We start from the raw sequence: 23,213 nt of genomic DNA on the forward strand, positions 1-23,213 counted from the left end.
TCCAGATGCAAGGGAAAAATACTCATTCCCTCCCAATTCAGCTACAAAGGGCTAAATATCGTGAACGTCGATAACGCCGAGGGCGGATTTTAGCGCCTGCCGCACCTCCGGCGTGATATTGGCCTTATCGGATAAATCAAATTCGACCTCTTTGGCTTCAGCCTCCAGGTTAAGGACAAGGGCGACACGCCCGCGACCCCGACCGCCCTGCTTGAGGATAGCGGCAACTTCCGAGATCGGCTTGTCATCATTCGCAAAAATCCGTACCCCGTCAGCAATATTCGCTGCAAGTGTTTCAAGCCGTTGCAAGCTCTGGACAGTGAGCCGGGGTTGATCATTGTCAAGATTTCCGGTCACCCTGAGAACAAGCGACTGGCCAACCACGAGAAGTTCACGGTATTTATCCAGCGTTTCCGAGAACATGGTGACTTCAAATGCACCAGTCGCATCAGAAAGCTGAACAAATGCCAGCGGCTTTCCTTTTTTCGTTCGAAGTTCCCGCTTACCCATGACAGTACCGGCAAGAGTTCCGGCGCTTTCCGTCGCTCCAAGACCGGCAAGATAACTTACCGAATTACGGACTCCGGCCTTATCAAGTGTTTTATCCCATGCATCCAGAGGATGGCCGGAGAGATAAAAGCCGATGGCATCGAACTCCTGCTTCAATTGTTCCATGGTTGTCCAACGGGCTACCTCCGGCAGGTCGGGCCGGACCACTAGCGTTTCCGCCGCGCCGCCAAACAGGTTAACCTGACCGGATCCCCGCTCCTCCTCTGAGTGCTGGGCCTGACGTATTAGAATTTCGATGGAGGAAAAAACCTGCGCGCGATGTTCCAGCAGATCATCAAAAGCCCCGGCCCGGACCAGGTTTTCCGCCTGACGTTTATTCATATGTTTAGGGTTGAGGCGATCAGCAAAATCAAAAAGGTCCTTATAGGCTCCATTTTCTATACGCTCCCGCACAATTCCGGCCATTGCCTCCCGGCCAACATTCTTGACCGCCGCGAGCGCATAGCGCACCGCCCCCTGATCGCCCTCAAACTCTACAGAAAACTCCACGTCCGACTTATTCAGGCACGGTGGATAAATCGGGATTTTCATCCTCTCCAGATCCTGCCGGAAGATATTGAGTTTATCCGTATTGTTCATGTCAAGGCTCATGGATGCGGCCATGAACTCAACCGGATAGTTCGCCTTGAGGTAAGCCGTATGATAAGAGACAAGAGCATAGGCCGCTGCATGCGACTTGTTGAAACCGTAATTGGCAAACTTTGCCACCAGATCAAAGATATGGGTGGCGTCCTTCGCCGAAATTCCTTTTTCTCTTGCGCCTTTCGCGAAAATAGCGCGCTGCTCGTCCATCTCGGACTGGATTTTCTTACCCATCGCCCGGCGTAAAAGGTCAGCATCGCCGAGGCTATAGCCTGCAAGTGTTTTCGCGATTTCCATCACCTGTTCCTGGTAGATGATGACGCCATAGGTTTCCTCCAGCACGGATTTAAGCTCCGGATGCAGGTAATCCGGTTCTTCTTCTCCATGCTTACGGCGGATATAGGTGGGAATATTCTCCATCGGGCCCGGGCGGTAAAGCGCAACGATAGCAATAATATCCTCAAAAGCGTCGGGTCGCATTTTCCGGAGCATGTCCCGCATGCCTGAACTTTCAAGCTGGAAAATGCCAATTGTATTCCCGGTGGAGAGAAGCTCGAACACGGCCGGATCATCAAGCGGAACTTTGGCGTAATCAATATCAATCCCACGGCGGGCAAGGAGAGCTTTGGCGCGGTCCAGAACAGTTAGAGTCTTGAGACCAAGAAAGTCAAACTTCACCAGCCCGGCCGTCTCAGCATATTTCATCGAAAACTGCGTAACCGGCATGTCGGAGCGCGGATCACGATAAAGCGGCACCAATTCATCCAGCGGTCGATCACCAATCACAACGCCGGCAGCATGGGTCGACGCATGACGATACAGCCCTTCAAGTTGCAGCGCGATCTCGAGGAGACGGGCAACTTCAGGATCATTTGCCCGCTCTTCGCGCAATCGTGGCTCAATATCAAGTGCTTGCTGTAGACTTACCGGGTTGGCCGGGTTAGCCGGTATCATTTTACTGATCCGATCGACCTGACCGTAAGGCATCTGGAGAACGCGCCCGACGTCGCGCACGGCTGCCTTGGCCTGCAGCTTACCAAAGGTAATGATCTGCGCCACCTGGTCATGACCATATTTCTCCTGCACATAACGGATCACCTGTTCGCGCTTGTCCTGGCAGAAATCGATATCGAAGTCGGGCATGGACACGCGTTCGGGATTCAGGAACCGCTCAAAGAGCAAGCCAAAGCGAAGGGGGTCCAGGTCGGTGATGGTCAGCGCCCAGGCAACAACGGAACCCGCGCCCGAGCCACGCCCCGGCCCCACCGGCACATCATGCTCTTTCGACCACTGGATAAAATCCGAAACGATCAAAAAATAGCCCGGAAAACCCATTTCATTGATGACACCAATCTCATATTCGAGCCGGTCGAAATATTCCTTCGACTTGGCCGCCCGCTCGGCGTCTGTCATCTCGTCAGTAAAAACTTCATTTTCAAGCCGGATCTTAAGACCATCCGTTGCCATCGCGGCGAGTTCCCCGGCTTCATCCCGCCCTTCCGCGGAAGAGAAATCTGGCAAAATAGGATCACGTTTAGGAGAGGCAACAGCACATCTCTGTGCGATTACGAGTGTGTTCGTAATGGCCTCCGGTAAATCAGAGAAGAGTTCGACCATCTCGGACTGTGATTTGAAATAATGCTCTGGTGAGCGCTTTATCCGGTCCTGGTCGCCGACATACTTGCCTGTCGCAATACAAAGAAGCGCATCATGAGCCTCATACATATCCCGCCCAGCGAAAAATACCTCATTAGTCGCTACCAGCGGTATATTGAGATCATAGGCAATATTCAAAAAGCCGGGCTCGGTTTTTTGCTCAAGCGGTAGGCCGTGACGCTGGAGTTCCATATAAAGACGGCCATCGAATGTCTTGGCTAGCTTTCGCGCATAGATCTCCGCCCCGTCCAGCTGGTCCGTCGCGATCAATCGTCCGATTGGCCCCTCCGCCCCCCCCGTCAGACAGATCACGCCCGCCGAATTTTCCTCAAGCACATCATAAGAAACCTGCGCTGTCTCCCCTGCCTCCGTTTTCAGAAACGCATGAGAGGTTAATTTCAAGAGATTGTTGTATCCTGTCTCATCCTGAGCCAAAAGCACGACGGAGTCTGGCTCCGGCCGCCGGCCACTTCGATCGACACCATCTTCGCGCATAATGGCGATCTGACATCCGATAATAGGCTGCACACCGCCACTCATCATGGCCAAAGAGAATTCCAGTGCACCAAACATATTGCTGGTGTCCGTGATCGCCACAGCCGGCATCTGGTTTTTCACACAGAGCTTCTGGAGATCTTTGACCGGGACCGCCCCCTCCGAAAGGGAGTAAGCGGAATGGACACGCAAATGAACGAAACGGGGGTCATTTTCGGCGCGGGACAACGGCACATCTCCAATCTGTGATTTAAGCCGCCCCACTATTGCATGTCCCTTCAAAAAGATCAGGCCTTGACAGCCTCATCCCTTAAATTTCTTGTGGATAACTCCCCTCTTCCCGTTCCATCTTCAAGACGCGAAGATCAACCAGTAAGGCCTGTCACAATATCCGCCCAGAACACCATTGTGCCGAGCGCACCCGCAAAAGCCGCGCATTCAAATCCACTTTTTATGATCTGGTCGATATTCATTACTATTGCTCCTATGTGTTTTCTGAAAGCATATTGTTCTTGTTTTGTTCTTTTGTCAATCAAGTTTTTTACGCCTGTTATTTTCAGGTAAAGCTTTGTAATTTAACAGTTTTTAGAACATGAAGAATAAAACCGGCGAAAATTTCTTTATTTCGAGATGGTTTTTGCAACATCCTTCTTTGGCCAGTTAATTAACGAAACATCTGTCTCCGACGCACTATCAGAAGCGATGTAGGTCGTTGTGGACGGGAAGGCAAAATCGGCACCGCGTGCGCGGACAATTTCAATAATCTTCATCAGCACTTCTTCCTGAATACGCAGGAACTCAGGCGTACTTCTAACTGCAACATAGGCGTAGATTTCAATATTAAGAGAAAAGTCACCAAGTTCAACGAAGCGGACCCTCAGCGGATCGTCCTTTATCCGGTCGTGATCTTCAAGATACTTTTGAATTGCATCAATAATCACGGTCAGCTGTGCTTGCGTGGTCTCATATCTCAGGCCAATGCGATGACGCAGATGAAATTGATCTCGACGACTAAAGTTGGTGATTTTTCGCTTGGCGAGGTCCGCATTCGATATGGTGATGACCGTTCGGTCAAGCGCCCTAATCCGGGTGGAGCGGATGCCGATTGATTCGACCGTACCCGAAAGATTATCAAACTGGCAGAATTCGCCAACCCTCACCATCCGGTCCGCATACAAAATGATGCCGCCGATCAGGTTCTCGATGGTTGGCTGGGCAGCGAGTGCGATTGCTAGGCCGCCGACACCAAGACCGGCAATCACGCCATAGACCGGAATACCGATCTGCGTTGCGCCATAGCCCATGATAATCAACGCCACTGTACAGGCAAATACCCGAAACCCGGTCCGGAGCAGGCTCGCATCGATACTGCCCGTCGGAACCGAAGGGTTTCTAACGGCCGAAGAATACAGGAAATTCAACAATTGATAGGTTAGCAACGCCACGCAAGACCAGATTATAGTCGTCGTCATCGTGCTGATTCCCTGCATCAGCCCGCCGGTAATATTAATCTGGTCGTTGCAGATGTAGCGATACAGTAATGCGAGGACTATCAGGGCACCGCAGGATGACATCTGACGAATTTGACGACGCGCTGTTACCTCTTCCTCTTCAGTCTGTTCAGACCTGCGAAGAAAAACAGCAGGCGTAAGGACAAACAGGAGTGTCAGAACGCCAAACATTAACCATTGCCAAACTGTCTGATTGTAAAATTCCTTCTGCAGCCAATCCGGTCCAGCGATGACCAGATCATACCATTTTGGGGCAACAAAGCCGCCCGGCGTATAGATATAATAATTATAAAGATCCTCTGTCCGGTCATGTTTCAGAGGGAAATTTTTTATCGTTTCGTAATCTTCCGCAATGCGCTCAACTGTTTCCTTGGAAAATAAAAAGGCTCCCTGTTCGGCGCCACGTTGCAGGCGTGCAATGACAATCTTTGTTCCGGGAACAGACCAATTTGAGGACAATTTCGCGAGGTCGGCTGCGCCCGGAAAGATGCCCACCTCATAACCTGGAATGCTGGATAATGTCGGCAATTCAAGTCTATCAAATATTTCAAGAAGCTGGAGGACGACCTCAATGCGAACATGCTCACGCGCACTTGCCGGAACGGTACTCAAATCGAAGGTCTGCGACGCCTTATCAAGGATCGTCCGAACCATGCCGAGGCGCCGTTCGTCAGCCTCGCTCAAAAACAGGGTATCGCCCCTCGCATAATCATCACGCACATCTAGCCAGATAGTGCGAGCTTCCCCCATGAGAAAGAGGAAACTCTCTATCGTGGCACGCGGACTCGACGTGTCCGGAGGCGAGATGGGGTTTTCAAGCAGATACTCCCTTTGGAGACGGCTTGGGTCCGGATGTATGTCCGGCACAATTCTTGGATTAACTGTCTCGCTACCATCGACTTCCTGCGCAACAACAGAGGGTACAACAGTTCCAACGCACAGAAAGCACAGCATTAATGCCATGATCAATGTCTTTTGCCGCAGAAATCCATTGAAGGTAAAAATCGATAATAAGTTCGACATGCCGTCCCATACCCAATTCAATTCAGAGTTAAGGGAATAATGTCGAAACTTGCTTTAAATTATCTTAACCAAATTCCCCGCACGGGAATAACAATTGATTGATTCAAGAGTTTAACAGGAAATCACTGGCAATTCGCGAAACCTAGTCCACGACCAGACTATGATCATGAACACGCACAATTCGATCCATGCGACTAGCCAATTCAGTATTATGGGTCGCGACAAGGGCGGCAACACCGCGATCCCGGGTCACATCGAGGAAATACTGGAAAACCATCTCGGCCGTTTGTTCGTCAAGGTTGCCTGTCGGTTCATCGGCGAGCAGAATAAGTGGATTATTAGCCAGTGCCCGGGCGATAGCGACTCGCTGCTGCTCCCCCCCGGACAATTTCGCCGGACGGTGAGATAGGCGATGCTCCAATCCCATCCGCGTCAGGAGTTCCGTCGCGTGGCTCTTCGCCTTGCTCTTTGGCACACCCGAAATCAGGTTCGGCATCATCACATTCTCAACTGCAGAAAATTCCGGCAGCAAATGATGAAACTGATAGACAAAGCCGATCTTGTCCCGACGAACCTCTGTCCGCTTTGTATCGCGCGCCTTGCTGCAATCGATCCCATCGATAATGACCGATCCCATTGTCGGCGGCTCCAGCAATCCCGCTAATTGCAAGAGCGTTGACTTGCCGGAACCCGAAGGACCAAGCAGCGCGACAATTTCGCCGGGGTGCAGTTCAAGTGCCACATTTTCAAGGACCAATACCTTTTCCTGACCTTGCGAAAAGGTCCGGCCGATATTCTCCAGCTTGAGGACAGGCTCACTCATAACGCAGTGCCTCCACCGGATCCAGGCGCGCCGCACGCCAGGAAGGATAGATCGTTGCAAGAAGAGAAATAACGAGGGCCATGAGGACCACCGTCATCACTTCCGTCGGGTCTATCTTTGCAGGCAGATGCGACAGAAAGTATATTTCTGCAGAGAAAAGTTCGGCCCCGGTCAACCCCTCGATAAGCCCTTTGATCTTGTCGATATTCATGCAGAAGCCGAGGCCAAGCAAAAACCCGAACAGCGTCCCAATAACGCCAATGCTGGCACCAGCAATAAAAAAGACACGCATGATCATGCCCCGCGTCGCCCCCATGGTGCGAAGGATGGCAACATCCCTCCCTTTATCCTTCACCAACATGATCAGGCTGGAGATTATATTGAACGCCGCAACAAGAATAATCAGGGTAAGGATCAGGAACATAACATTACGCTCAACCTCGAGGGCATTGAAGAAGCTCGCACGAGACTGCTGCCAGTCGTAGATAAAGGCGCGGATATTAACCGCCTGAATAATCTCGCGACGAATTTCGAGAGCCTTGTCGGGATCAGTGGCAAATACCTCAAGCGCCGTGATCCCCTTTCCGAGTCGGAAATAACTCTGCGCGGCCGCCAGCGACATATAAATATAGCCGCTGTCATACTCATACATGCCCGTATCAAAGAGCGCCGCAACGTCATAAGTCTTGACTCTGGGCATCGTTCCGAAAGCCGTCGGGGTGCCATTGGCGGAGATGAGCTTTACCTTATCGCCCGCTGCAATACCAAGTGTACGCGCAAGCCGGTAACCTAGAATAATCGAGTTATCATTCCCGAAAGTTTCAAGAGATCCTTCAATAATATTAGTGGAGAGAACGTCAAGAGCCGCAAGCTGATTAGGCGACATACCGCGCACAAGGGCACCGCTTGCCTCTTTGCCCGAAGCCATCACCTGCCCCTCAATAATCGGTGTCACTCGAACCACGTCCTTAATGTTCGCAAGCCGAGCTACAACACCGTCATAGTCAACAAAGGCCTCCTCCGCCGGCGCGCGCACCTCATAGTGACCATTTAGGCCAAGTATGCGATCCAGGAGTTCCGCGCGGAAGCCATTCATAACAGACATGACAATGATCAGGGTTGCGACACCAAGGCCAATCCCGAGAAAGGAGAATGTGGCGATGACAGAGATAAACCCTTCCTGCCGCCGTGCGCGCAGGTAACGAAGCGCCATCGTCCATTCAAACCGGGAAAACACTAGCTCTTGCCCACCAGTAGATCTAATGCGGCATCAACGGAGAGTTCCTGTTTCTTCCCGGAGCTGCGGCTTTTCACCTCGACAACGCCGGATTTAACACCGCGCGGACCAATAGTTGCCTGCCAGGGAAGGCCGATCAAGTCCATTTTGGCAAATTTCTCACCGGCCCGACCTGCCGTGTCGTCGTAAAGAACATCAACGCCCGCATCGAGCAGTTTACCGTAAAAATCATCACAGGCCGCATCACATGCGCCATCACCGCTCTTAAGATTAATCAGCCCCACCTTGAAGGGTGCAACACTTTCAGGCCAGATAATCCCGTCATCGTCATGGCTTGCCTCAATAATGCCGCCCACAAGGCGGGAAACACCGATGCCGTAAGATCCCATGGAAACCGTCACATCCTTACCTTCAGGTCCGGCAACTGTCGCCCCCATGGCATTCGAATATTTCTCTCCGAAATGGAAGATATGGCCAACCTCGATCCCGCGGCGGGTAACAAGATCGGCGTCGCTCACATCGCATTTTTCCGGAACATGCATATCGTCTGCGGCGGCATAGAAACTAGTCCATTGATCGACAATTTCCTGCAGTTCCTCTGCTGTATAGTTATCGCGATCCGGCGTTTTCTGCGCGAGCAGGTCCTTATGGTAGAACACTTCACTTTCGCCGGTATCCGCAAGGACAATAAACTCGTGAGAGAGGTCTCCACCAATCGGGCCTGTTTCTGCGCGCAATGGAATGGCGTTAAGTCCTAGCCGTGAAAAAGTCTTAAGGTAAGCTACGAACATATTGTTGTAAGCCGTTTTTGCACCTTCATAATCCAGATCAAAGGAGTAAGCGTCCTTCATCAGGAATTCGCGGCCCCGCATGATACCGAAGCGCGGACGTACCTCGTCCCGGAATTTCCACTGAATATGATACAGGTTGAGTGGCAGGTTCTTGTAGCTTTTCACGTTGGAGCGGAATATATCCGTCACCTGCTCCTCATTTGTCGGGCCATAAAGCATATCCCGCTCATGCCGATCGGTAATCCGCAGCATTTCCTTGCCGTAATCATCATATCGGCCAGATTCCCGCCAAAGATCTGCTGGTTGAATGGTTGGCATCAGGATTTCAAGTGCCCCGGCCCTATCCTGCTCCTCGCGAACGATCCGCTCAATATTCTTGAGAACGCGAAAGCCGAGAGGCAGCCAGCTATAGATCCCGGCAGACGATTGCTGAATCATACCGGCCCGCAACATTAACCGGTGGGAGACAATTTGCGCCTCCTTTGGATCTTCCTTCAGGGTCGGTAGAAAAAAACGGGACAAACGCATAAGGGCCTCGGCTCAATTAAACAGAGTTGAATGAGTTTCAGACTTTTAACGGGATTTGCAAAGATTGCAAGGCTTTCACCCTATTGATAGCGCTCGCGGCATTCCCGGGCAATCGCATTCTCCGCCGGATCGGCCAGTTCCTGCCCATTAAAGAGAAGCTTGCCGGACGCGATATCGTATTCGACCGTTCCGACATAAACCTCCGCATTTTTTAGTTTTGGATTATAATTTTTCAGTAAATCCTTAAACGGTATGGCTAAATCAATATAGATCTGGTCTGGGAACTTGATCTGATCACCATTTAAATCAGCGGGTGCGACGGGTTTGCCGTGTACATCAACGCCAGGCTTATAAGTCACATCGGGGTCCACCGTGTATTTCACGATCCGTTCGCAGTCCTGCCGTGATACCTCTATCCGAATATCCTCCGCCGAGGCTATACCCGTCATCCCGATCAATAATATTGAACCAACGAGTGCCCGGATCATGCCCCTGCCCCTTTAGATATCCTGAAAAAAGGCCCGAAAATCAAAGAGTTCCAGCTCGATGATCGTCCAGAAAATGATGAAAATCAGGGCCGTGACGACAGTGGTTATGCCAAACTTCTTCCATATCCTGGGATTAGCCGGTGCGCTCTCGACTGTGCCTGGTTCTATTTCTCCTTCCTCATCATTCTGCGGCTTAACGCCCCAAGGCAGGACGGTGAAGAGAACCACCATCCATGTGATGCAAAAAATGACGATGCCGCCAACAAGAGACATGATCGAGTCCTATACCTGTTCCAGTTCAACAAGAGTCCCGCTGAAGTCTTTGGGATGTAAGAATAAAACCGGCTTCTTATGTGCCCCGATTTTAGGCTCTCCATCCCCAAGAATTCGCGCACCCTTGGATTTCAGGCGGTCCCGAGCCGCAATAATGTCCTCAACCTCATAGCAAACATGATGAATACCACCGGATGCATTTTTCTTGAGAAAACCTTCGATCGGCGAGTTCTCGCCAAGCGGATGGAGCAACTCAATCTTTGTATTATCGAGTTCAACAAAAACAACGGTCACGCCATTTTCCGGCTCATCCTGCGGTGGACTCACTTTTGCACCGAGAGTTTCTCGATATATGATGGTGGCGGCCTCTAGATCAGGGACCGCAATCGCTACATGGTTCAATCGTCCAATCATCTTTTATTAATTCCTTATTCTTCTTCAAACCTGATGACATAAATATCGGTTATCGGCCGTCTCCCGACAAGCCTTCTAAACACCCGGCGAACGGCATTATGTGCCGTTTCCTCAACCTTCTCATCATCCAGTTTTTCATTTCTTTTCAACTGATTATGATGAATTATTATCTGTTGACGCAAATCTTTCTGCAGTTCGGGATACAGCGTTTCATCCAACACACCCCGCAGCCGGATAATAGGATCCTCTGTTATCTGGCCTTTTTCATTGATAATAACAACCCCGCTTATGCTGCCATTATAAACAAGACGGCGGCGGGTTGTCAGGAATTCTCCATCAAGGGGCGTCAATCCACCAGCATCGACAGCAAGCCGCCCAGACGGGACATTATCAATGATCTCCGCTTCTCCCGGAGCAAGTTTCAGAACATTTCCATTGGTAATTTCAATCGCCTGCTCAACGCCAAGAGACAGCGCCAGTTCGCAATGGGCCCGAATATGGCGCGCCTCCCCATGTACGGGAATAGCAATTTTCGGCTTCACGATCCTGTACATATCCGTCAGCTCCTCACGCGCCGGATGACCGGAAACATGCACGAACTCATCGGCCTCTGTAATTACATTTACACCGCTCTCCGTCAGTTGATTATGCAGGCCATACAGCGATTTTTCATTCCCGGGAATTACCTTGGACGAGAAAATGACGGTGTCACCCTCCGTTAGCTCGATATGGGCATGCTCCCCGCGGGCGATGCGGGCCATGGCCCCTCTGGGCTCTCCCTGACTTCCCGTGCAGAGAAATAATATTTTGTTGCGCGGAATATGTCCTGCATCCTTTTCATTCAGAAAGGGAGGTAAGTCATTGAGATAACCCGCCTTTTTCGCGGCCCCTGTCATTCGATGCAGCGACCGGCCGACCAGGACAACATGACGATCATTGCGTTCGGCCACCTGTGCGATTGTCTTTAAACGCGCAATATTGGAAGCAAAAGTTGTTACCGCAATCCGACCGGTTGGAGTATCGCGCAGTAATTGATCGAGGCTATCCTGAACCGTAAGTTCGGACCCGGACACCCCTTCCTTGAACACATTAGTGGAATCACAGATCATCGCCAGCACACCCGCTTCAGAAACTTTCTGCATCTTCGCGAGGTTACTTGCCGGACCGACAACCGGATCCGGGTCTAGCTTCCAGTCACCGCTATGAAGAACTCGGCCATAGGGTGTCGTGATCATCAGAGCCTGCATTTCCGGGATAGAATGGGTGAGATCAACAAAATCAATATGGTAATCGCCAATGGACATGGAGCTGCCGGGAGCAATAACGTTCACCTCCACCTCATCTCCAAGCCCCTCCTCAGCAAGTTTCAGCGACAGAATCTCGGCTGTGAAAGGGCTGGTATATACCGGGCAACGAAACTGACGCCAAAGCCGGGCGACAGCGCCGACATGGTCCTCATGAGCATGGGTCACGATTATCGCGAGAAGATCCTTACTCCGCTCCGCAATCCAGACCGGATCAGGAACAATCACATCGATCCCTGGCGCGCTATCGTCTGCAAAGGAAATACCGCAATCAATCATCAGCCATTTGCCATTACAGCAATACAGATTGAGATTCATGCCGATTTCCCCACTGCCGCCGAGCGGGAGAAAATAAAGGCCTTCCTTTAGAGTAGTATCGAGTTTGGTCATAAAGACTTTCAATTATTTCGATAAAAAATTTCAACCAGCCCGGCAAGGGTGAGATCACCATTTACAATCTCGATCAAGTCCGTGCCTTTCGAGAAAAGCGGGGCAAGTCCACCTGTCGCCACTGTTTTCATTTCGCTGCCATATTCAGCTTGAATACGTCCGACAAGCCCCTCCACCATCGCGATATAGCCGAAGTAAATGCCCGCCTGCATACATTCAATTGTATTCTTACCAATGACGCGCATTGGAGATTCTACGGCAATACGGGGGAGCTTGGCAGCCGCCCGGTAAAGGGCATCGAGACTGAGATTCACCCCTGGCGCGATGACACCTCCAATATAATTGCCATCGCCGTCCACCACGTCGAAGTTTGTGGCCGTTCCAAAGTCGATCACCACAAGCGGGCCCCCATAGAGAGAATGTGCGCCCACGGCATTAACGAGGCGATCCGCCCCGGCCTCGGATGGGCGATCGATGAGCGGTGTCATGCCAAGATCAACATTCGCCTCCCCGATAACAAGCGGAGTAACGCCGAAGTAACGCCGACAAAACCCCTTGATGTTGAAAAGAGTTTCCGGAACAACGGTCGCAACAATTACATGGTTCACATCCTTCAGCTGCAATCCGTCAATTGCCATTGCCTGGCTGAGCCAGACGCCATACTCCTCGGCAGTGCGGGAACCGGATGTCGAAATCCGCCATTCGTTCACCAATTCCCGGTCTTTATAGGCCGCACAGGTTATATTGGTATTTCCGACATCGATCGCCAGTAACATGAAATACTCCTAATTATTACGAGTAGAGGGAATTATAAACACTTCACCCGCCGATATCAGTTTTCTTTCACCTGTATCCAAAGCGAGAATCAGTGCCCCGTTTTCATTGAGACCTGAAAAAACCCCTTGCAAGGTTTCTTTTGTAAGCCTGACTGTAATTTTTTCACCAAGCCCCGTCGCATGCGCCAACCATTTTTCCCGGATAGGCGCAAATCCATCGCGCTTCCAGATCTTGTAAAGGTCAAGGAACGCATACAAATAGGCAGAGATCATTTCTTCTACGGAAACGTCGGCGCCAACTTTCTGTAATGACGTTGCAGGAAGTCCGTCCGTATGTTCCGGATAGGTCGCAATATTTAGTCCCGTGCCAACGATGACATAATCCATCAAGCCATCGGGGTTCATTTTGCTTTCCAGAAGGATCCCAGCTGATTTATGGCCCTCTATCAGCACATCATTCGGCCACTTAAGACGAACATCAATCTCTGGTTTTACAAATTTTGTAATGGCCTGATGGATAGCAAGCGCTACGAGAAATGAGAGACGCGCCGCCGAAGACGGGTCGCATTCAGGGCGCAAAATCAGGGAACAGTAAAGATTACCCTCGGGGCTCGACCATTGCCGTCCCCGACGACCGACCCCCTGCTCCTGCTTTTTTGCCCAGACGACCCTTCCTTCAGCTTCTCCGTCTTCCGCAAGTATGCGTGCCTCAACGTTCGTGCTGCCCACTGTGTCGAGTACCGTAAGCTTGAATAACGACGGGAGGTCAATCCCGCCATCAGTAGGTTGGATCACGAGAACAACACAGCCGCCGCGGCCTGAGCACCCTCAAGCAAAGGGCCAGGAAATATAACGAAGAAGACGATGAACAAACCAGACGCCGCCATGATAATCGACTGGGTACGGCTGGTCGGCTCGAAACCTTCGGCCGGGTCGTCGAAATACATGATCTTGACAATCCGCAAGTAATAATACGCCCCGACCACAGAGGTAACCAACCCGATTACCGCCAAGGGAATAAGCCCGGCATTGACTGCGGCGATAAAAATGTAAAACTTCCCGAAAAATCCGGCAAGCGGCGGAATGCCAGCCAGACTGAACATAAAGATAAGGAAGAAAAAGGCCATCCAAGGCTGCGACTTGCTGAGACCTGCCAACTCCGAAATATCCTCAACCATACCATCACGCTGACGCATGGAGAGAATACAGGCAAAGGTGCCAATATTCATCACTACGTAAATGGCCATATAAATCAGGACGCCGCGCACCCCTTCTTCGGTACCCGCAGCAAGCCCGACAAGCGCATAACCAATATGCCCGATCGAGGAGTAAGCCATCAGCCGCTTGATATTCTTCTGGTTGATCGCCGCGAAGGCTCCAAGAATCATCGACGCAATGGAAACGAAGACGATAATCTGCTGCCATTGTTCGACCAGATCACCAAAGGGTGTAACGAATACCCGCAGGAAGAGCGCAATTGCCGCCACTTTCGGCGCAGCAGCGAAAAAGGCGGTGACCGGTGTCGGCACCCCTTCATAAACATCCGGCGTCCACATATGAAACGGAACCGCCGATACCTTGAAGGCGAGACCGGCAACCATAAAGACAATACCGACCAACAAGCCTATACCCGCTTCTTCCCCACCGCTTGTAAACAAGCCGGCTAGAACATCGAAATTTGTCGTACCGGTAAAACCATAAATCAGCGAGACACCGTAAAGCAGCATCCCCGAAGATAGGGCACCAAGGACAAAATACTTGAGGCCGGCTTCCGTCGAGCGGACGCTGTCGCGCTTGAAGGCCGCTGTCACATAAAGCGACAGGCTCATCAATTCGATGCCCATATACATTGTCATCAGGTCATTTGCCGAAATCATGACCATCATGCCAAGCGTTGCAATCAAGATCAGGATCGGAAACTCAAAACGAACCAGCTTCTCGCGCTTGTTAAAGTCGATCGACATGATGATGGCAAAAGCAGAAGCGCCAAGACAAAGCGTTTTCATAAAGACGCCATACGCATCATCGCGATACAACCCATCAAATGTGGTGACGTTGTTATATCCGTCAAACTGGACTAGCAATCCCGCGATAAAAAAGGACAGCACCGACAACCAGCAAATCAGGCTCGTCGCCTTATTCCCCCGATACGCGCCAACCATCAGGAGCGCCATGGCAGCACAGGCGAGGAATATTTCCGGAAGTGCGATTGAAAAATCAGGCAAAACCATTTCTTTAAACCTACCTACTTAGCCGCGTTGAGTATTGTTTTGCTGGCCTGCATGGCCGTTTCATGCTGATCCATCAGGTTGATGACAGAGGCATGCATAACATTCAGGAATGGCTCCGGATAAATCCCGATCCAGAACGCCACCAGGATAAGCGGCGCAAATACCAGCATCTCCCGACGGCCGACATCCATGATGTTTTTAAGATCTTCCTTTACCAACTCACCGAAGACAACCCGGCGATAGAGCCAGAGGCTATAAGCCGCCCCCAGGATAACACCGATAGTCGCAAGGAAGGCGACTGTCGTGTTGACCTGATAGGCACCGATCAGGATCAGGAACTCACCGACGAACCCGCTTGTACCCGGAAGCCCAATGGTGGCCATGGTAAAGATCATGAAAATAACCGCATAGCGAGGCATCCTGTTCACCAGACCCCCGTAACGCGCAATCTCACGCGTATGCATTCGATCATAGATCACGCCGACACAAAGAAACAGCGCACCGGAAACAATGCCATGGCTGATCATCTGCAGAATGCCGCCCTCAAGTCCCTGCTGGGTGAAGGTAAAAATGCCGATGGTGATAAAACCCATATGGGCAACAGAGGAATAAGCAATCAGCTTCTTCATATCTTTCTGCACAAGGGCCACCAGCGACGTGTAGATAATCGCGACAACACTCAACGCAAAGACAAGAGGTGCAAAATATTCAGATCCCTCCGGGAACATCGGTATCGAGAACCGCAGGAATCCATACCCGCCCATCTTCAGCAGGACCCCGGCCAGAATAACCGAACCGGCCGTCGGTGCCTGAACATGGGCATCGGGCAGCCAAGTATGCACCGGCCACATCGGCACCTTCACCGCAAAGGAGGCAAAGAAAGCAAGCCACAGCCAGAGTTGCAAATGCGGATCAAAATTGAAATCGATCAGGGTCGGAATGTCTGTCGTGCCCGCAATGAAATACATCGTAAGCATCGCGACCAGCATCAAAACGGAACCGATCAAGGTATAAAGGAAGAACTTGAAGCTGGCATAGACGCGCTGTCCCCCTCCCCAAATTCCGATAATCAGGAACATTGGGATCAGGCCGGCCTCAAAGAAGAGGTAGAACAACACCATATCAAGCGCGCAGAAGACGCCAATCATCAGGCATTCCATAATCAGGAAGGCGATCATATATTCGCGTACGCGCACGGTAATCGCTTCCCAGCTCGCCAAGATACAAAGCGGCATCAGGAACGTCGTCAGGATGATGAACAGCATCGAGATACCATCCACGCCCATATGGTAGTTGATGTTGTTCCCTAGCCAACTGCTCTTCTCCACAAACTGGAATGCGGCAGTATTATTGTCGAAATTTATCCAGATAAAGAGAGAAATCACGAAGGTGAACAACGTGGTCCAGAGGGTGACCCAGCGGGCATTACGGGCCGCCGATTCTTCCTTGCCGCTGGTCAGTAAAATCAGCACCACCCCGATCAGGGGCAAAAATGTCACCGTTGATAAGATTGGCCAATCAAGCATGACTTAATGTCCACCCGCAAAGAAAAAGTAAGAAACAAAACCCGCGACACCAAGCAACATGGCGAACGCATAATGGTACACATAACCGCTTTGCAGCTGTGACGCTCTGCGCGCCAGCACCAACACCCGACCAGCTATTCCATCCGGCCCAAGCCCATCGATCACCTTGCCATCGCCAAAGGTCCACAAGAACCGGCCAATTGCCTTGGAGGGCCGTACGATGATGAAATCATAGAGCTCATCAAAATACCATTTGTTGAGCAGGAATTGGTACAGCGCGGCATGTGTCTTGGCGAGCTGCACCGGAATATCGGTCCGGCGGATATACATGTTGAAGGCGACCAGGATACCAAGCGCTGTCGCAATCAGTGGCCCTGCAATAACCCAGCCCGGCACATCATGGAAGTTATGCATGATATGGTTTTCCGGATTAAGGAAGATCGCTTCGCCCCAAAACGCCTCATAACCGTCCCCCACCATTGGTCCGTAGAAAGCAAAACCGGCAAATACAGCACCGACCGCAAGAACGTAAAGCGGTATCAGCATGACATTGCTGCTTTCATGCACATGATCCATGACCTCCTTGCTTGCCCGCGGCTTGCCATGGAACGTCATGAACAGGAGGCGCCAGGAATAGAAGGCCGTCAGCACCGCCGCAGCAATCCCCATCCAGAAAGCGTAAAGCCCTACATCCGTACCCGATGCAAAGGCGGCCTCGATGATTGCATCCTTGGAAAAATAACCGGCAAACCAAGGCACACCGGCAAGCGCCAGAGAACCGATCCACATCATCGCATAGGTAATCTTGATATGCTTCCAGAGCCCACCCATGTTCCGCATATCCTGTTCGTCAGAAACCGAGTGAATAACGGATCCTGCACCGAGGAAAAGCAACGCCTTGAAGAAGGCATGGGTGAAAAGATGGAAGATGGCAATAGGATAGGCACCAACACCGATCGCGAAGAACATATAACCAAGCTGCGAACAGGTGGAATAGGCGATCACGCGTTTGATGTCGTTTTGCACAAGGCCAACGGTCGCCGCGAAAAACGCTGTGGAGGCACCGATAACCGTCACAAACATCAGCGCGTCCGGCGAATATTCGAAAATGGGTGAACAACGGGCAACCATAAAGACGCCGGCCGTTACCATCGTTGCCGCATGGATTAGGGCAGATACAGGCGTCGGCCCTTCCATCGCATCCGGCAGCCAGGTATGTAGGCCGAGCTGTGCCGATTTACCCATGGCACCAACGAAGAGCAACAAGCAAAGAGTCGTCAGGATGTCCACCTGATACCCAAGGAATTCAAACGTCTGGCCAACCTGACTTGGAGCCGCGGAGAATACATCGTCGAAACTGACGGAATCAAAGACAAGATAAATGCCCATAATACCAAGGGCAAAACCGAAGTCCCCAACCCGGTTGACGACGAATGCCTTGATCGCCGCAGCATTGGCAGTTGGCTTTTTATACCAGAACCCAATGAGCAGGTAACTCGCAAGCCCAACGCCTTCCCAGCCGAAATAAAGCTGTACGAAGTTATCAGAGGTCACCAGCATCAACATCGCAAAAGTAAAGAGCGATAAATAGGACATGAAACGCGGCTTGTTTGGATCATGTGACATATAGCCAATGGAATACACATGAACGACAGCCGATACAGTGTTAACCACCACCAGCATCACCGCCGTCAGGCTGTCAATCCGAAGCGTCCAGCTAACATCAAAATCACCAGAATCGATCCAGGTCAGAAGCTCTATTACTTCCGTAGTATGGAGGAACGCGATCTGGTACAGAGCCAACCAGGACAAGAGGGCACTGATAATAACAGCGGTACAGGTAACAAGTTGGCTGCCGCGATCCCCGATGGAACGGCCAAAGAATCCGGCTATCAGAGCCGCGACAAACGGCAAGAAAACGATGAGGACGTACATCATGATTTTGTCTTAACCCTTCATGTGATGGATGTCCTCAACCGCGATGGTGCCGCGATTTCGGAAATAAACTACGAGAATGGCAAGCCCGATCGCCGCTTCACCAGCTGCTACTGTCAGGATAAACAGCGCGAACACCTGCCCAACCAGATTACCCAGATAAGCAGAAAAGGCGACAAGATTGATATTGACGGCAAGCAACATCAACTCAATCGACATCAGGATCACGATGACATTCTTCCGGTTCAGGAAAATGCCGAATATACCCAGGGTCAGCAGAATCGCCGACACCGTCAGGTAATGTGCAAGACCGATTTCCATGTTTCCCCCTTACACGCCTTGTCCAGGCTCAACTTTACGAACGGCCATCGAGTCTTCCGGACGACGATAGACCTGTTCGGCAATCTTCTGTTTGCGAACACCCGGCCGTGTCCGGTTGGTCAGCACGATTGCCCCGATCATCGCCACCAGCAGGATCATGCCCGCAATCTGGAACAGATACGCATAATCCGTGTAAATCACATGCCCGAGCTGTTCCGTATTTGTAAGATCAGAGACGGTTGGCGCAACCTGCGACCCAACCTGTATTGCCTCCGGTGAGAGGGCCCAGCCGCTCACAACCAAAATAAGCTCGATCAGCAGGATCAGGCCAATCAGCCCGCCAATCGGCAAATATTGCAAAAAGCCCTGCCGCAACTCTGCAAAATTGATGTCGAGCATCATAACGACAAAGAGGAAGAGAACGGCCACAGCACCGACATAAACCACTATCAAGATCATCGCGATGAATTCCGCCCCGAGCAGCACGAAAAGCGCCGCCGAGTTAAAGAAGGCGAGAATCAGATAGAGCACAGAATGAACCGGGTTCTTCGCCGAAATAACCATAAATGCCGAAGCAATGGTCATTGCCGCAAAAAGATAGAAGGCAATTGTCGAGATAATCATCGTGCCCCTCTTCCCGTCATTATTATTTCTTTCATTCGCATAGCTGTCACTATCTTACCTTCAATTATCTATAGGGCGCTTCAGCGACCAGATTCTGGGCAACTTCCTGCTCCCAGCGATCCCCGTTATCGAGCAATTTCTGCTTGTCGTAGAAAAGTTCTTCGCGGGTTTCCGTTGCAAACTCGAAATTAGGCCCTTCGACAATGGCATCCACCGGACAGGCCTCCTGACAGAAACCGCAATAGATACACTTCGTCATATCAATGTCATAACGGGTGGTGCGCCGGCTCCCGTCATCACGCGGTTCAGCCTCAATCGTGATGGCCAGTGCCGGACACGCCGCTTCGCAAAGCTTACAGGCAATACAACGCTCTTCCCCATTAGGATAGCGCCGCAACACATGCTCGCCCCGAAAGCGTGGGCTTAGCGGGCCTTTTTCATATGGATAGTTGATGGTCGCCTTAGTCTTGAACATATAGCGGAACGTCGTCGCCAGTCCGGTGACAATCTCCGCCAGAAGCAGACTACGCGCCTGTTTGTCGATAAAGCTCATTTTAAAACAGCCTTTTCACTATCTCATTATTTGCCATCGCCTGAATTTCGGCGCCGGCGGTTCACTAATATTTGCCCTACGCCGGAACCATGTCGAAATAGACAAGGAAACCGGCCGTCACGACGACCCACAACAGGGAGAAGGGCAAAAACACTTTCCAGCCAAGCCGCATCAACTGGTCATAACGATATCGCGGCAATGTTGCCCGCACCCAGATGAAGACGAACAGCAGAATGGCAATCTTGATACCGAACCAGATGATTCCCGGAATCCAGGTGAAGATTGCCCAGTCCGCTGGCGGCAACCAGCCACCCAGGAACAACACCGTGCAAATCCCGCTCATCAGGATCATGTTGGCATACTCACCCAGGAAGAAGAGCGCAAATGCCATAGAAGAATATTCGGTCTGATATCCGGCGACCAGTTCAGCTTCTGCCTCCGGCAAATCGAACGGGTGACGATTGGTTTCCGCCAGGATTGAGACGAAGAAGATGATGAACATTGGGAAAAGCGGAACAAACCACCAATTCAGAAGTCCAAGATCCCCTTTCTGTGATTCCACGATACCCGTAAGATTGAGCGTTCCTGCGCAGAGCAGAACCGTTACAATCACAAAGCCAATGGATACTTCATAGGAGACCATCTGCGCCGCCGAGCGCAACGCGCCGAGGAACGGATACCGTGAGTTTGAGGCCCAGCCAGCGACGATAATGCCATATACACCGAGTGATGAAATCGCGAACAGGTAAAGTATGCCGACATTGATATCGGCGAGCACCCATCCCTCATCAAAGGGAATAACCGCCCAGGCGATCAGGCTCAGGATAAAAGTCACCATCGGCGCAAGCAAGAACAGCACCTTGTTCGCACCTGTCGGGACAACCGTTTCCTTGAAGAAGAGCTTTGCGCCATCGGCAAGCGGCTGCAGAAGACCAAACGGTCCCACCACATTCGGCCCCTTGCGCAGCTGCATTACCGCCATAACCTTCCGCTCATACAACGTCAGATAAGCCACCGCCAACAATAGCGGCAAGACAATCAGCAGGATCTGGCCAACAATAATCAGGGTCGGGAGAAGATAAATATCCCAAAACTCAGCCATTTGTACCGGTCCCCTCACCCTTTACTTTAGAGAAAGTCGTACTGCATTCAGCCATGATCCGGCTGGAACGTGAAATCGGATTAGTCAGATAGTAATCTGTAATCGGGTTGATGAAGGGCGCATCATCAATTGCCCCTTCAGTAGCGAAAGACCCCCAGTCTGCCGCTGTCACCTGATCGATGTCAGCAAAGTGAGGAGCTACCTCAACCATTTTCTCACGAAGTTCCTTTATAGTATTATAAGGTAGCGTTTTTCCAAGTTTCTCGGAGAGCGCCCGAAGGATTGTCCAATCCTCCCGTGCATCTCCTGGCGGGAAAATGGCTCGCCGCCCGAGTTGCACCCGACCTTCTGTATTTACCCAGGTCGCATCCTTTTCCGTGTAGGCCGCACCCGGCAAGATAACATCCGCGGCGCTTGCCCCGGCATCGCCATGGCTGCCCTGATAAATCACGAAACTGCTTTCAAGATTTGAAACGTCAATTTCGTCCGCCCCGAGCAGAAACAGTACGTCAAGGGAGCCATCCAGCATCTCTTTGGCAGATTTTCCGTTTTCACCCGGTACGAGACCAAGATCAAGGCCTCCAACTCGGGCTGCGGCAGTATGAAGGACGTTAAATCCGTTCCAGTCATCAGAAACAAGCCCAAATTCATCGGCAATCTTCTTCGTCAGAGCGAGAACTGCCGCGCCATCATTACGGCTCAGCGCGCCCTGCCCGACGATGATCATCGGCCGCTCGGCCTTTTTAAGGGTTTCAGCAAAAGAATGCTTCCCCTCGGCCACTTCCTTCAAGGTCGCGGGGCCGGCACCGAGATAATCATAGGCATAGGTCAGGTCGACCTGTTCGCCGATCAGCGCAATCGGGAAGTTACCCATTTTCCAGCGTTTGCGGATACGGGCATTGATCAAAGCCGCTTCATGACGCGGGTTACTACCCACGATCAGGAGGGCATCCGCCTCCTCAATTCCGGCAATGGTTGAGTTAAACAGATAACCGGCGCGATTCTCCGTCGTCAGCGCCGCGCCGTCCTGACGGCAATCGATATTCGGTGATTCCAGAAGGTCCATCAGATCCTTCAGAGCCTTCATACTCTCGCTACAAACCAGATCCCCGGCAATCGCGCCAATATTCGCACCGTCAACACCGTCCAGCTTGGCCGCAATGACGTCAAAGGCCTCACCCCAGCTAGCGGGCTGCAGCTTGCCATCCTTGCGGACGTAAGGTGTATCGAGCCGTTGCGCTTTCAGGCCGTCATAGGAAAAACGGGACCGGTCAGAAAGCCATTCTTCGTTCACATCTTCATTCAGGCGCGGCAAAAACCGCATGACTTCCTTACCCCGGCTATCAACCCGGATATTCGCGCCAACCGCATCGAGAACATCAACGCTTTGGGTCTTTGACAGCTCCCAAGGCCGTGCCGTAAAGGCATAAGGCTTTGACGTTAGTGCCCCGACCGGACAAAGATCAATGATATTGCCGGAGAGCTCACTATCGAGCGCCTGCTCAAGATAGGTGGTAATCTCCATATTCTCGCCGCGGTTAATCGCCCCCAAGTCCTCAACCCCGGCAACCTCTGTCGCGAAGCGGACACAGCGCGTGCAATGAATACAGCGGGTCATTGTCGTCTTGATAAGTGGGCCCATATTCTTTTCGCTAACGGCGCGCTTTAGCTCATCATAGCGACTGGAACCGGAACCGTAGGCCATGGACTGATCCTGCAAATCACACTCACCGCCCTGATCACAAATCGGGCAATCGAGCGGATGATTGATCAGCAGGAATTCCATGGCGCCTTCGCGCCCTTCCTTGACCTTTTGCGTATTGGTGTGAATGACCATGCCGTCACCCGCAGGCATGGCGCAGGAGGCAACGAGCTTCGGCGCCTTCTCCATCTCCACCAGGCACATGCGGCAGTTACCAGCGATTGACAACCGTTCGTGATAGCAAAAACGCGGAATTTCCGCGCCCGCTTCCTCACAGGCTTGCAGCACCGTAGTTCCCGGATCAACTGTAACTTCTACACCATCTACTGTAAGTGTCGGCATTCTTCACTCCCCACGC

19 protein-coding genes are annotated in these 23,213 nt (G+C 51.6%); all 19 read right to left on the reverse strand.

Going from position 1 to position 23,213, the window contains the following annotated elements:
- Positions 1 to 51: 51 nt before the first annotated feature.
- Entirely contained in the window at positions 52 to 3,537 is a 3,486-nt protein-coding gene (gene dnaE, locus GQE98_RS07580; protein ID WP_425501119.1) for a DNA polymerase III subunit alpha, read from the reverse strand.
- Between the two features lie 386 nt (positions 3,538 to 3,923).
- Complete coding sequence (locus tag GQE98_RS07585) at positions 3,924 to 5,837, reverse strand: mechanosensitive ion channel family protein (protein ID WP_161315074.1); 1,914 nt, start codon at positions 5,835 to 5,837, stop codon at positions 3,924 to 3,926.
- 142 nt (positions 5,838 to 5,979) lie between these two features.
- Positions 5,980 to 6,660, reverse strand: a complete 681-nt coding sequence (locus GQE98_RS07590) for an ABC transporter ATP-binding protein (protein WP_161315075.1) — start codon at positions 6,658 to 6,660, stop codon at positions 5,980 to 5,982.
- Positions 6,653 to 7,873: a lipoprotein-releasing ABC transporter permease subunit gene (locus GQE98_RS07595; protein WP_161315076.1), complete on the reverse strand. Its 1,221-nt coding sequence runs from the start codon at positions 7,871 to 7,873 to the stop codon at positions 6,653 to 6,655. Before GQE98_RS07595 ends, GQE98_RS07590 begins: the two co-directional genes overlap by 8 nt.
- Before the next feature lie 23 nt (positions 7,874 to 7,896).
- On the reverse strand, positions 7,897 to 9,216 hold the full coding sequence (proS, locus tag GQE98_RS07600) for a proline--tRNA ligase (RefSeq protein WP_161315077.1): 1,320 nt from the start codon (positions 9,214 to 9,216) through the stop codon (positions 7,897 to 7,899).
- 80 nt (positions 9,217 to 9,296) lie between these two features.
- Positions 9,297 to 9,704, reverse strand: coding sequence for a hypothetical protein (locus GQE98_RS07605; RefSeq protein ID WP_161315078.1), 408 nt, complete (start codon positions 9,702 to 9,704; stop codon positions 9,297 to 9,299).
- Between the two features lie 12 nt (positions 9,705 to 9,716).
- Positions 9,717 to 9,977 carry a DUF1467 family protein gene (locus tag GQE98_RS07610; protein ID WP_161315079.1) on the reverse strand — a complete coding sequence of 87 codons (261 nt, stop codon included), beginning with the start codon at positions 9,975 to 9,977 and terminating at the stop codon, positions 9,717 to 9,719.
- A 9-nt stretch (positions 9,978 to 9,986) separates the two neighbouring features.
- Entirely contained in the window at positions 9,987 to 10,391 is a 405-nt protein-coding gene (gene mce, locus GQE98_RS07615) for a methylmalonyl-CoA epimerase (RefSeq protein ID WP_161315080.1), read from the reverse strand.
- Positions 10,392 to 10,405: 14 nt separating this feature from the next.
- Positions 10,406 to 12,085 (reverse strand): ribonuclease J, encoded by a 1,680-nt coding sequence (locus tag GQE98_RS07620; RefSeq protein WP_161315081.1) that lies wholly within the window; start codon positions 12,083 to 12,085, stop codon positions 10,406 to 10,408.
- 8 nt (positions 12,086 to 12,093) lie between these two features.
- Entirely contained in the window at positions 12,094 to 12,861 is a 768-nt protein-coding gene (locus GQE98_RS07625) for a type III pantothenate kinase (protein WP_161315082.1), read from the reverse strand.
- A 9-nt stretch (positions 12,862 to 12,870) separates the two neighbouring features.
- Positions 12,871 to 13,656, reverse strand: coding sequence for a biotin--[acetyl-CoA-carboxylase] ligase (locus GQE98_RS07630; protein WP_161315083.1), 786 nt, complete (start codon positions 13,654 to 13,656; stop codon positions 12,871 to 12,873).
- Positions 13,653 to 15,092 carry an NADH-quinone oxidoreductase subunit NuoN gene (gene nuoN, locus GQE98_RS07635; RefSeq protein ID WP_161315084.1) on the reverse strand — a complete coding sequence of 480 codons (1,440 nt, stop codon included), beginning with the start codon at positions 15,090 to 15,092 and terminating at the stop codon, positions 13,653 to 13,655. Before nuoN ends, GQE98_RS07630 begins: the two co-directional genes overlap by 4 nt.
- A gap of 14 nt (positions 15,093 to 15,106) precedes the next feature.
- Entirely contained in the window at positions 15,107 to 16,618 is a 1,512-nt protein-coding gene (locus tag GQE98_RS07640; RefSeq protein WP_161315085.1) for an NADH-quinone oxidoreductase subunit M, read from the reverse strand.
- Between the two features lie 3 nt (positions 16,619 to 16,621).
- A complete protein-coding gene (nuoL, locus tag GQE98_RS07645; protein ID WP_161316223.1) occupies positions 16,622 to 18,553 on the reverse strand; it encodes an NADH-quinone oxidoreductase subunit L in 1,932 nt (643 codons plus the stop codon).
- Positions 18,554 to 18,565: 12 nt separating this feature from the next.
- The gene (gene nuoK / locus GQE98_RS07650; RefSeq protein WP_161315086.1) at positions 18,566 to 18,874 is read right to left on the reverse strand and encodes an NADH-quinone oxidoreductase subunit NuoK; all 309 of its coding nucleotides are present in this window, start codon (positions 18,872 to 18,874) and stop codon (positions 18,566 to 18,568) included.
- 9 nt (positions 18,875 to 18,883) lie between these two features.
- On the reverse strand, positions 18,884 to 19,498 hold the full coding sequence (locus tag GQE98_RS07655) for an NADH-quinone oxidoreductase subunit J (protein WP_161315087.1): 615 nt from the start codon (positions 19,496 to 19,498) through the stop codon (positions 18,884 to 18,886).
- 64 nt (positions 19,499 to 19,562) lie between these two features.
- Positions 19,563 to 20,051, reverse strand: a complete 489-nt coding sequence (gene nuoI, locus GQE98_RS07660) for an NADH-quinone oxidoreductase subunit NuoI (RefSeq protein WP_161315088.1) — start codon at positions 20,049 to 20,051, stop codon at positions 19,563 to 19,565.
- A 76-nt stretch (positions 20,052 to 20,127) separates the two neighbouring features.
- Positions 20,128 to 21,153 (reverse strand): NADH-quinone oxidoreductase subunit NuoH, encoded by a 1,026-nt coding sequence (gene nuoH / locus GQE98_RS07665; protein ID WP_161315089.1) that lies wholly within the window; start codon positions 21,151 to 21,153, stop codon positions 20,128 to 20,130.
- Complete coding sequence (gene nuoG, locus GQE98_RS07670) at positions 21,146 to 23,197, reverse strand: NADH-quinone oxidoreductase subunit NuoG (protein WP_161315090.1); 2,052 nt, start codon at positions 23,195 to 23,197, stop codon at positions 21,146 to 21,148. The genes nuoH and nuoG overlap by 8 nt, the downstream gene beginning before the upstream one ends.
- Positions 23,198 to 23,213: the final 16 nt, after the last annotated feature.

The organism is Sneathiella litorea (assembly GCF_009882915.1).
Lineage (GTDB): Bacteria > Pseudomonadota > Alphaproteobacteria > Sneathiellales > Sneathiellaceae > Sneathiella > Sneathiella litorea.